Here is a 10728-nt window from a genome sequence, read left to right on the forward strand (position 1 = left end):
CGGCGGGCACGGTCGGGACGATGGGCGTGATGCATCGCGGCGCGTTACCTGCGGCTGTGGGGCGGCGTCGACGTCACCCTGGTCGAGCGCGAAACGGCTTTCGTCTCCTGCCCGCTGTCCAACCTGGTGCTCGGCGGCTACCGCACGCTGGGTGAGCTGACACGCGGCTACGAGGGCCTGGCCGCCGCGGGCGTCAAGCTGGTGCGTGGCAACGCCGTCGCCATCGACCCCGACAAACGTGTCGTGCGCCTGGCCGACGGCAGCCAGCTGCCCTGGGACCGGCTGATCGTCGCGCCCGGCATCGACTTCGACACCGCCGTCACGCCGGGGCTGCAGGCGGCACTCGACGCCGGCATCGTCACCCACGCCTGGAAAGCCGGGCCGCAGACGCTGGCGCTGCGGCGCCAGCTCGAGGCCCTGCCCGACGGCGGCGTGGTCGCGATGACGATCCCGCGTGCGCCGTTCCGCTGCCCGCCGGGGCCGTACGAACGGGCCGCCGTCATCGCCAGCTACCTGAAGCTGGCCAAACCACGCGCCAAGCTGCTGGTGCTGGACGCCAACGCCGAGATCCAGTCGAAGAAGGCGCTGTTCGAACGCGCCTTCAACGAGCACTACAAAGGCATCGTCGAGTACCGCCCGAACGCCGAGCTGCGCGAGGTCGACGGCCGGCTGGCGCGTTTCGACTTCGAGGACGTCAGGGCCGACGTGCTCAACGTCATCCCGACGCAGCGCGCCAGCACGCTGGCGCACGAGGCCGGGCTGGTGACGGTGAACAAGCGCTGGGTCGGGGTCGACTGGCTGACGCTGCAGTCGCAGGCGCAGCCGGGCGTGCACGTGCTCGGCGACGCCACCTTCTCGGCGCCGCTGATGCCCAAGAGCGGCCACATGGCCAACCAGCACGCCAAGGTGGCGGCGGCGGCGGTGATCCAGCTGCTGCGCGGCGAGCCGGTGAACCCGGCGCCGCTGGTGATGAACACCTGCTACAGCTATCTGTCGGCGACGCACGCGGTGCACGTCGCCTCGGTGCATCCCTACGACGCCGCCGAGAAGACCTTCAAGGCGGTGCCGGCCTCGGTCGGCGTGTCCAAGGACTGGAACACCGCCGAGGCGCTGTACGCGCAGTCCTGGGCCGAGAACATCTGGTCGGACGCGCTGGCGCTGTGAGCCGCCGGGCGGCGCCACGCGGCGCCGCCTGCGGACGGATCAGCGCACGACGCCGAGTTCCTCGCGCTTGCCGCCCTTGAAGGTGAACAGCGTCAGCGCGCCGTTCTTGATGTCGCCCTTTTCGTCGAAGGCGATCGGGCCGGTGACGCCGGAGTAGCTGATCTTGGCCAGCACCGGCAGGTACTTGGCCGGGTCGGCCGAGCCGGCCTTGACCATCGCCTCGACCATCACCTTGGTCGCGTCGTAGGTGTAGGGCGAGTAGATCTGGACCTCGGTGCCGAAGCGCTTCTTGAAGTCGGCCTTGAACTTGTCCAGCACCGGCTTCTGCGCCGGCTCGACACCGCCGGCGATGGCGCAGATGACGTTGCCGTCGGGCACCGAGCCCGAGGCCAGCTTGGGCAGCTCGGCGGTGCAGATGCCGTCGCCGCCCATGAACTTGGCCTGGATGCCCAGCTGCTTCATCTGGCGCAGCATCGGGCCGCCGGCGGCGTCCATGCCGCCGTAGAAGATGACGTCGGGCTTGGCGGCCTTGATGCCGGTGAGGATGCCGGTGAAGTCGGTCGCCTTATCGCTCGTGAACTCGCGCTTGGCGATGGTCGCACCGGCGGCCTTGGCGGCACGCTCGAACTCGGTGGCCACGCCCTGGCCGTAGGCGGTGCGGTCGTCGATGACGGCGATCGTCTTGGCATGCAGCGTCTGCACCGCGTAGCGGCCCAGCGTGCCGCCGAGCTGGGCGTCGTCGGCGACCATGCGGAAGGTGGTCTTGTAGCCCTGGCGCGAGTAGCGCGGGTTCGTCACCGAGGGCGCGATCTGCGGGATGCCGGCTTCGCTGTAGATGCGTGCGGCCGGGATCGCGGTACCCGAGGTCAGGTGGCCGACGACGCCGTTGACCTTGCTGTCGGCCAGCCGCTGCGCGGCGGCGGTACCTTGTTTCGGGTCACCGCCGTCGTCTTCGGCCAGCAGTTCGAAGCGGGCCTTGCGGCCGCCGATGACGACGCCCTTGGCGTTGAGTTCGTCGATCGCCATGCGCACGCCGTTTTCGTTGTCCTTGCCCAGGTGGGCGATCGGGCCGCTGGTGGCGGCGACGTGGCCGATCTTGACGACGAGCAGCGGGTCGGCCGCCTGGGCCGAGGAGACGGCCACGCAGGCCAGGGCGAGCGGGGAAAGGCGCGGGAAGAAGGCAGTCATGTACTCTCTCAGCAGGACGTCGGCAAGACATGCAGGCGCTCGCGCAAAAAAACGCGGCGTCACCCCCTCTGTAACCTGACCTGGGAGATTCACGGCGTGCACCCGGCGCCGTTTGCTCCTGCGGCGCACCGGCGGACGTCGATCGAGCCGGCGCTTCTTCAGAGTTCATCCGCAGCATCGGTCCGTTTGCCTGAGAGTTTCCGGGGTGGTTGCTCCTTCGGCGCCGCGGGCGGGGTGTACACGCGGGCTCTCCCGATGCCGTTCGGGCTTGTGGCCTGCACGGCGGATGTGCCGTGCGGTGAAGCGGCAGATTATGCCAGCCGCCCCCCGGGTTAACCCCATGGCCACTGGAGCACCCTGCGGCCTGGCGGCCGGTCCCGCCAAGCGGGAATGAGCCCCGGACAAGTCCTGAGGGCTCAGGCGACCTGGACCTCGGCGGTGCGGCGTTCTCCACGCGTGTCGAGCCAGGCCAGGCCGACCCGGTCGCCGGCCTTCGCGCCCTTCAGCGCGAAGCGCAGGAACGGGTTCTTGGACACCGAGGGGCCGCAGCGCAGCGTCAGCACCGGGCGCGCGTTCAGCGTCACGACGATCTCGTGGATGTGCCAGGCGGGGATGGGCCGGCCGTCGCCATCCTTGCGCTGGCCGGACTCCATCTCGTGCGCCATCAGCGCCCGCACGACGGTGCGCTCGCCCTGTAGCTGGGCGCGGATCAGGATCGGTGCGCTCGCCATCGTCCCCTCCTCAGGCGGCGCAGCCGCCGAGCGTCACGCGGATGTCCTTGCGGGCATAGAACACGCGGCCTTCGGCGGTGGTCGCAACCGCCCAGACCTTGGAGGACTGGGCCATCTTCACGCGGATCACGAACTCGGGCACGACGGCGTCGCTCAGCTCGAAGATCGCCGACAGCACCGCCGGGTTCTGCTCGACCAGCAGCAGCAGGCGCTCGGCACCGGGCAGCGTCGTCGCCAGCGTCAGCTCGACGGCGGCGCCGTTCTCGGCGATGTCCGGGCCCGACAGCGTCACCGCCGGGCTTGCGACCGGCGCCGCCAGCCCGAGCGCGGCGTTCAGCTCGGCCAGCGTGCGCGCTTCGAAAGCCGGCGGCAGCGCCGCCGCCGCGGCCGCCGGCGGCAGCAGGCCCAGCCCGGACAGCAGCAGCGCCAGCGAGGCGGACGCGGCCACCGCGTCGCGGCGCCCGTGGTCGATCGACGGGTCCTCGTTCATGGCGCGATTGTGGTCGGGCCCCGGCGCCGCCGCGGCCCCGCGGCACCCGTTGCCGGGGGCGGATCGACGTTTGAGCTATGACAAGTCTCTTGCCTTGTGTCGCGCGCCAAATGTCACCGACCGATACAGATCAAGCCTTGCCGAGGAGCATTTCAGATGAACGCCATGACTGTCCTGTTCTCCACCGATGTCGGCCTGATGAGTCTGGCCGTGATCATCGTCACGCTGGGCATGGGCGGCTTCTACCTGCGCTATTTCATGAAGCACATCCGCGAAGACTCGCTGCGGGCCGCAGCCGAGGCCAAGGCCGGCCGCTGAAGCGCCGGCCCGGGGCGCGATGGCCAGCACCGAGGCCGCGCCGCCACCCGGCGGCGCGCTGATCCGCCCCGCGGTCGCGGCCGACGCCGCCGCCCTGGCCGCCTTCGCGGCCCAAGCCTTCCACGACACCTACGCCGCCGACAACGACCCGCAGGACATGCGGGACCATGCCGCCCGCCACTTCGGCGCCGCGTTGCAGGCAGCCGAGATCGCCGATCCGCAGGCGCGCACCTGGGTCGCCGAACACGGCTCCACCATCGTCGGCTTCTTGCAGACCGGGCCCGAGCCGCCACCGTCGCACGAAAACGGCGTCGGCTCGCTGCGCCGCCTCTATGTCGCCGCCGCCTGGCATGGCCGCGGCCTGGCGCGGGAACTGGTCGAGACCGCCTGCGCCGAGGCCGCCGCGCGCGGTTGGCGCGGGCTGTGGCTGTCGGTGTGGGAGCGCAACCCGCGGGCGATCGCGTTCTACGCCAAGTCGGGCTTCGCCGACGTCGGCGCGACCCGCTTCGCCGTCGGCAACGACCTGCAGCGCGACCGCGTGATGCTGCGCCGCTTCTGAATCAGTCAGTACAGGCCGCGCACCTGCGCGAACAGCCGCGCCAGGCCGAAGAGCGCGTCGATCGCCGGTGTCGGCTGAGCCAGGCGCAAGCCGAGTTCACGCACCGCGCCGACGATGGCGTCGAGCTCGACCGGCCGCCCGGCCTCCACGTCCTGCAGCATCGAGGTCTTGAAGGCGCCGAGCCGGGCGGTGACGACGTGCCGGTCCTCGGGCGTCTGCTCGATCGGGCAGCCGATGCGCTCGCCTATGGCCGCGGCCTCCTGCATCGCCTGGGTGCAGAAGGCGCGCACCTGCGGGTCGGCGAGCACACGGTCGGCGGTGGCGCCGGTGATCGCGCTCACCGGGTTCATCGTCAGGTTGCCCCAGAGCTTGTACCAGACGTCGCGGCGCACGTCGGCCGAGGCGCTGACCTCGAAACCGGCTTCGCGCAGCAGCGCGGCGACGGCGTCGACGCGGGCGCTCGGGCCCCCGGCCGGTTCGCCGACGATCAGCCCGGCGCCCATCTTGTGCAGCACCAGCCCCGGCTCGGTGGTCAGCGCGGCGGCGTGCACGACGCAGCCCAGCACCTGGGAGAACGGAATCGCCGCAGCGATCTCGCCGCCGGGGTCGACCGCCTCCAGCGGCGCGTCGCCGAGCGCGGCGACGCCGTGGCCGAACCACCAGGGCACGCCGTTCATCGCCGGCAGCACCAGCGTGCGCGGCCCGATCAGCGGTGCGATGCCACGTGCCACCGCCGTCAGCGCCGGGCCCTTGACGGCGATGACGACGAGGTCCTGAACGCCGAGTTCGGCGGCCTCGGCCGCCGCCTGCGCACACGGCGCCTGGATCAGCTCGCCGCCCTGCTGCAGCCGCCAGCCGTGGCGGCGCAGCGCGTCGAGCGTCGCGCCGCGGGCGATCGCGCCGACCTGCGCCTGGCCGCGGGCCGCGAGCCGGGTGCCGATGAAACCGCCGATCGCGCCGGCGCCGATGATGCAGACCTTCATGTCGTCCTCTGCCGCGCGCGGCGGCGCCCAGGTGTCAGGTGGAGCCGTCGCCGTAGACCGCGGCCGCCGCGCGCAGGCGCGCGCCGAGCTTGAGCCGCAGCGCGGGCGGCGCCAGCACCTCGGCGTCGGCGCCGTGGCGCATCAGGTCCATCACGAGTTCGGTGTCGTCGGTATAGGGCAGGCGCAGCTCGTAGCGGCCGTCCTCGAGCCAGCGCCCCTGCTGCTGCGGATGCCAGGCTTCGCGGCTGACCCAGGCCGCGGCCGACGCGGCGAAGACGATCGTCGCCCACTGCGGCGTGCCGCCGGCGTAGATGCCGTAGCCGGCGTCCATCTCGGCCTGCACACGCTCCAGCCCGACTTCGAGCGCGGGCTGGTCGAGCCGGCTCGCCTGCTCCATCGCGTCGAGCGCGAAACGGCGCAGGCCGCCGGCGCGGTGGCACCAGGCGTCCAGGTACCAGGTGTTGCGGTAGTGCACCAGGCGCTGCGGCGAGACGTCGCGTTCGCCGACCTCGCCGCGCGTGCGCGTCAGGTAGCGCAGGTGCAGCCGGCGGCGTTCGAGCAGCGCCTCGGCGACGAGCTCGAAATGCCGCGCCGGCACCGCACGCCGCGCCGAGGCGACGATCCGCACGCGTTCGGTCAGCGAGGCGTCGTCGCTGCTCCCGATCATCTCGCGCACACGCTGCAGCAGCGGCTGCAGGTGGCGCGCCAGCGTGCCGTCGTCGTCCAGGCTGGCCAGCAACTGGTGCGCGGCGAGCAGCGAATACAGCTCGCGCTCGTCGAACCACAGGCCGGGCAGCTCGTGGCGCGCGCCGCGGGTGTTCTCCTCGAGCCGGTAGCCGTTGAGCGCGCGGTCGTAGACGATGGGCGCGCCCAGGCGGCTGCGCAGATACTCCAGGTCACGCTTGAGCGTCGCGCGCGAGACCTCCAGCTCGTCCTGCAGCGTCTGGAAGCTGACGTGCCCGCGCTGGCGGATCAGGCGCTCGATCTTGTAGAGGCGTTCGGCATTCGACATGGGCTGGCGGCCATCCGGTGGCGACGACGGCGCTCAGAATAAGCCGACGACGCGCCCGTCTTCCGTGAGGTCGATCACCTCGGCTGCAGGTGTCTTGGGCAGGCCGGGCATCGTCATCACGTCGCCGCAGATCATGACGACGAACTCGGCCCCGGCGGCCAGCCGCACCTCGCGCACGTCGACGACGTGGCCCGAGGGCGCGCCGCGGCGCTTGGCGTCGGTCGAGAAGCTGTACTGGGTCTTGGCGATGCAGACCGGCCAGCGGCCGTAGCCCTCGGCCTGCAGATGCTCGATGCGCGCGCGCACCGCCGCCGGCGCCTCGATGTCGGCGGCGCCGTAGACACGGGTCGCGACCTTGCGCATCTTCTCCCACAGCGTGTCGCCGTCCTCGTAGACGAAACGCATCGTGCCCGGCTGCTCGCACAGGCGCACGACCTCCTGCGCCAGCGCCTCGGCACCGGCGCCGCCTTCGGCCCAGTGGCGCGCCTGGGCGATCGGCACGCCCCAGTCGGCGACCTGGCGCGCGAGCTGCGCGTGTTCGGCCTCGGTGTCGGCGCTGAAGTGGTTTACCGCGACGACGCAGTGCAGGCCGTAGACCTCGCGCACGTTGTCGACGTGGCGGCGCAGGTTGACCAGGCCGCGTTCGAGCGCGCCCAGGTCCTCGCGGCCGAGTTCGGCCAGCGCCGCGCCGCCGTGGTGCTTGAGCGCGCGCACCGTCGCGACGACGACGGCGGCGGCTGGCCGCAGCCCCGACTTGCGGCACTTGATGTCGACGAACTTCTCGGCGCCCAGGTCGGCGCCGAAGCCGGCTTCGGTGACGACGTAGTCGGCCAGCTTGAGCGCGGTCTTCGTCGCCAGCACCGAGTTGCAGCCGTGGGCGATGTTGGCGAACGGGCCGCCGTGCAGGATCGCCGGGTTGTGCTCCAGCGTCTGCACGAGGTTGGGCGCGAAGGCGTCCTTCAGCAGCACCGCCATCGCGCCGTGCACCTTCAGGTCGCGGGCGCGCACCGGCAGGCGCGAACGTGTCTCGGCGACGACGATGTTGCCCAGGCGCTGCTTCAGGTCGGCAAGCGAGGTCGAGAGGCAGAAGATCGCCATCACCTCGCTGGCGACGACGATGTCGAAGCCGTCCTGGCGCGCGTAGCCGTTGCCCGGGCCGCCCAGGCCGGCGGTGATCTCGCGCAGCGCGCGGTCGTTCATGTCCATCACCCGCTTCCAGCTGATGCGGCGCAGGTCGATGTCCAGGGCGTTGCCGTGGTGCACGTGGTTGTCGATCGCCGCCGCCAGCAGGTTGTTGGCGAGCGCGATCGCGGCGAAGTCGCCGGTGAAGTGCAGGTTGATGTCCTCCATCGGCACCACCTGCGCGCGGCCGCCGCCGGCGGCGCCGCCCTTCATGCCGAAGACCGGCCCGAGCGAAGGCTCGCGCAGCGCGACGATGGTCTTCCTGCCGATGCGGTTGAGCGCGTCGCCCAGGCCGACGGTGGTCGTCGTCTTGCCCTCGCCGGCGGGCGTCGGCGTGATCGCGGTCACCAGCACCAGCTTGCCGTCGGGCCGCGAGGCCAGGCTGTCGATGTAGTCGAGCGCGAGCTTGGCCTTGTAGTGACCGTAGGGCACCAGATGCTCGTCGGGGATGCCCAGACGGTCGCGGGCCAGGTCGGTGATGCGCAGCAGACGGGCGCTCTGGGCGATTTCGATGTCGCTCGGCACGGGCACTCCGGATGGAAGGGAAGACAAAGCGCGCGATTGTGCGTCGTGATGCGTCATCGCGGGCCCGGGCGGGCATCGCCGCGGCGGCGAGGCCCCGCACAAAGGCGTTGCGAGCCCCACAACGTCGGGCCGGCGCGACGCCAGCACGATCCCCGACGAACTGACTTGACCAATGACGTGAGAACTTGTCTCGGCGGCCTGACAATCCCACATGTGGACTATCCCGATTACGACCCTTCCCTGCAGACCACGGCCTTGACCGACCAGGAGCTCGACGAACTCGACGCCCTGCTGCAGCAGCTGCCCGCCGACGAGGCGATGAATGTCGAGGCACTCGACGGTTTCCTGACCGCGCTCGCCGCCAGCCCCGGCACGCTCGCACGGCTGCGCACCCGCGAGTGGATGCCGGCCGTCTGGGGCGGCGACGGCGACGGCGCGGCGCCGTTTGCCAGCGGCAAGCGGCGCAAGCGCACCGTGCTGCTGGTGCTGCGCCACCTGCATGCGATCGAGGCCGTGCTGCGCGACCGGCCCGACGACTGGCAGCCGGTGTTCAGCGTCGCCGAGACCGAAGCCGGCGAGATCATCGACGCCGAGGACTGGTGCATCGGCTTCCTGGCCGCCGTCGGCCTGGACGCCGAGGCCTGGGCTCCGCTGTTCGACGACGCCGAGTTCGGCCCGGCCCTGGTGCCGCTGGCGCTGCTCGGCGGCGACGACTCGGGCCTGTCGGACGCCGACCGCGAACGCCTGCAGGACCCGTTCGAACGCGACGAGCTGTCGCGCGCGGTCGCCGAGGTCGTGCCGCGCCTGCGCGGCCGCGCCACCGTCGGCGCCTAGAGCGCTTCAGCTGCCGGCCAGCCAGCGGCTCAGCTGGCGGTAGACCTCGGGCCGCGACAGCAGGTCCCAGTGGTTCGCGCCGTGCAGCACCAGGCGGCGCGCTGCCGGCACGCCCAGGTCCAGCGCCGGATCGGCGTGCTCCCCAAGCGCGCTGGCCAGCGGCACCAGCCCGTCGCCGACCAGCCGCGCCGCGGGCGCGTCGCCCCGGCGCGCCAGCAGCGCCGCCACCACGTGCAGCGCGACCCCGGCCGGCGGCGGGGTCGGCACGCGGTCGTCGTGGCGCTGGGCCGAATGCGGCCGCCCCTGCCAGTCGGCGTCGCGCAGATTGCCCCAGCGCAGGTCGGTGATGCCGGCGCTGCGCGCCCGGCCCAGGCGCGCGAACGGTTCGACGTAGCGGCTGAAGGCCAGCGCCTCGTCGACCAGGCGGCCGGCACGTTCCAGCGGTGCGCCGTGGTGCGGCGTGCCCAGGCAGACGATGTGCCGCAGCCGCGCCGGCCAGCCCAGGCCGGCCTCGCCCGCGGCCTGGCAGGCGCTGCGGGCGACCAGACCGCCCAGGCTGTGGCCGACGATCACGATGCGCTCGACCGGCACCGGCCAGCGCTCGACCAGGGTCTCGATCGCGAACGCCAGGTCGCGGCCGTTCTCGGAGACGTGGCGGCCGCTGTTGTAGCGCGCGTAGACCGCGTCGAAACCGAGTTCCTGCGCCAGTTCCCGGCCGTGGTCGTGGCCCTGGCGGCACCACTGGCGGTCGTTCATGCACAGGCCGTGCACCAGCAGCAGCAGCTGGGGCGAAGGCGGCTGCCCGGCGTCGGCGCGGGCGATGCGCAGCGTCAGCGGCAGCGCCAGCGGGTTGCCGCGTGCCGCCAGCCGGTCGCCGACGACGCCGTTGAGCGCGGCGACGAAAGCATCGCGCTCGGCCGAAGACACCCCCGCCACCGACGACGGCCGCCAGCCCAGCCCGAGGTCGAGCAGGCCGCCGACACCGCCGAAGCTGCTGCGCACCGCGCCGTAGACACTGCCGGCGATGCGTCCCGACAGCCGTGCCACCGGGCGCACCAGCGGCCCGCCGTGGCGGCCGACGCTGTCGGTGACCGTCTGGTGCAGCGTCTCGGCGAGGTCGGTGACGCCGACCGCGGCGTCGACGACGAGGCGCGAGACGCCGCGCCAGTCCTCGCGCGTCAGCGCCAGCGCCTGGTTCAGCAGCGCCTGGTCGGCCCTGCGGCGCGTTCGGGACATCGTCGGCTCCGTTCTCCGGCACACGGGCGACAGGGCCCGCCACCCGACTGTGGCCGCTGCGCCCGCCGGCGGCAAGCGCGGCGCTGGTGAGCGCGCTCTAGGATCGGCGCGCCGGGCCCGCGTCCAGCCAGCGCAGCAGCACCGCGAACAGCTGCGCCGGCTCCACCGGCTTGGCGACATGGTCGTTCATGCCCGCGGCCAGGCAGGCCAGACGGTCTTCGCCGAAGGCGTTGGCGGTCATCGCGACGATCGGCGTCGCGGCGTGCGCCGCCAGCGCGCGGATGCGGCGTGTGGCCTCCAGGCCGTCGACGCCGGGCATCTGCATGTCCATCAGGATCGCGGCGTAGGCCTGGCGCGAGGCCAGCGCCACCGCCGCCTCGCCGTCGTCGGCGACGTCGACCTGCAGCCCGGCCATTTCCAGCAGCTCGCGGCCGACGTCCTGGTTGACCGGGTTGTCCTCGGCCAGCAGCACCCGGCTGCCGCCGAAACGGCGCCGCAGCTCGGCT

General features: G+C 72.4%; 12 protein-coding genes and 1 riboswitch. Of the genes, 4 read left to right on the top strand and 8 right to left on the bottom strand.

The annotated features are described in order from the left end of the window. The first annotated feature begins 48 nt into the window (after positions 1-48). Positions 49-1164: an NAD(P)/FAD-dependent oxidoreductase gene (locus CKO43_RS26375; protein WP_346728389.1), complete on the top strand. Its 1116-nt coding sequence runs from the start codon at positions 49-51 to the stop codon at positions 1162-1164. A 39-nt stretch (positions 1165-1203) separates the two neighbouring features. Here CKO43_RS26375 and CKO43_RS23540 read toward each other — a convergent pair whose 3' ends face one another. From CKO43_RS23540 to CKO43_RS23550, 3 genes are all read right to left on the bottom strand, one after another. After that, positions 1204-2352: a branched-chain amino acid ABC transporter substrate-binding protein gene (locus tag CKO43_RS23540; protein ID WP_200380166.1), complete on the bottom strand. Its 1149-nt coding sequence runs from the start codon at positions 2350-2352 to the stop codon at positions 1204-1206. Positions 2353-2520: 168 nt separating this feature from the next. Then, a riboswitch (glycine riboswitch) is annotated at positions 2521-2617 on the bottom strand. A 151-nt stretch (positions 2618-2768) separates the two neighbouring features. Next, positions 2769-3083, bottom strand: a complete 315-nt coding sequence (soxZ, locus tag CKO43_RS23545; protein ID WP_200380167.1) for a thiosulfate oxidation carrier complex protein SoxZ — start codon at positions 3081-3083, stop codon at positions 2769-2771. A gap of 10 nt (positions 3084-3093) precedes the next feature. Beyond that, the gene (locus CKO43_RS23550; protein WP_200230741.1) at positions 3094-3573 is read right to left on the bottom strand and encodes a thiosulfate oxidation carrier protein SoxY; all 480 of its coding nucleotides are present in this window, start codon (positions 3571-3573) and stop codon (positions 3094-3096) included. A gap of 156 nt (positions 3574-3729) precedes the next feature. Between CKO43_RS23550 and CKO43_RS23555 the strand changes: the two genes are divergently transcribed. Both CKO43_RS23555 and CKO43_RS23560 read left to right on the top strand, forming a co-directional pair. Beyond that, positions 3730-3891 (top strand): DUF3149 domain-containing protein, encoded by a 162-nt coding sequence (locus tag CKO43_RS23555; protein ID WP_200380168.1) that lies wholly within the window; start codon positions 3730-3732, stop codon positions 3889-3891. 19 nt (positions 3892-3910) lie between these two features. Next, a complete protein-coding gene (locus CKO43_RS23560) occupies positions 3911-4450 on the top strand; it encodes a GNAT family N-acetyltransferase (protein ID WP_200380169.1) in 540 nt (179 codons plus the stop codon). 5 nt (positions 4451-4455) lie between these two features. On the opposite strand, the gene CKO43_RS23565 is transcribed toward CKO43_RS23560, so the two are convergent. Genes CKO43_RS23565 through CKO43_RS23575 form a run of 3 tightly spaced genes read right to left on the bottom strand, consistent with a single transcriptional unit; the run spans position 4456 to position 8152 of the window. Further along, entirely contained in the window at positions 4456-5433 is a 978-nt protein-coding gene (locus tag CKO43_RS23565) for a 2-dehydropantoate 2-reductase (protein WP_200380170.1), read from the bottom strand. Positions 5434-5467: 34 nt separating this feature from the next. Next, the gene (locus CKO43_RS23570) at positions 5468-6445 is read right to left on the bottom strand and encodes a helix-turn-helix transcriptional regulator (RefSeq protein ID WP_200380171.1); all 978 of its coding nucleotides are present in this window, start codon (positions 6443-6445) and stop codon (positions 5468-5470) included. Between the two features lie 33 nt (positions 6446-6478). After that, positions 6479-8152, bottom strand: a complete 1674-nt coding sequence (locus CKO43_RS23575) for a formate--tetrahydrofolate ligase (RefSeq protein WP_200380172.1) — start codon at positions 8150-8152, stop codon at positions 6479-6481. Positions 8153-8365: 213 nt separating this feature from the next. Here CKO43_RS23575 and CKO43_RS23580 point away from each other — a divergent pair, with 213 nt between their 5' ends. Then, positions 8366-8986 (top strand): UPF0149 family protein, encoded by a 621-nt coding sequence (locus CKO43_RS23580; protein WP_200380173.1) that lies wholly within the window; start codon positions 8366-8368, stop codon positions 8984-8986. A gap of 6 nt (positions 8987-8992) precedes the next feature. On the opposite strand, the gene CKO43_RS23585 is transcribed toward CKO43_RS23580, so the two are convergent. Together CKO43_RS23585 and CKO43_RS23590 are read right to left on the bottom strand one after the other, a co-directional pair. Next, on the bottom strand, positions 8993-10222 hold the full coding sequence (locus CKO43_RS23585; RefSeq protein WP_200380174.1) for a lipase family alpha/beta hydrolase: 1230 nt from the start codon (positions 10220-10222) through the stop codon (positions 8993-8995). 97 nt (positions 10223-10319) lie between these two features. Further along, positions 10320-10728, bottom strand: a 409-nt coding sequence (locus CKO43_RS23590) for a response regulator (protein WP_200380175.1), incomplete at its 5' end; no start/stop codon positions are given.

This window comes from Rubrivivax gelatinosus, assembly GCF_016583785.1.
Lineage (GTDB): Bacteria > Pseudomonadota > Gammaproteobacteria > Burkholderiales > Burkholderiaceae_C > Rubrivivax > Rubrivivax gelatinosus_B.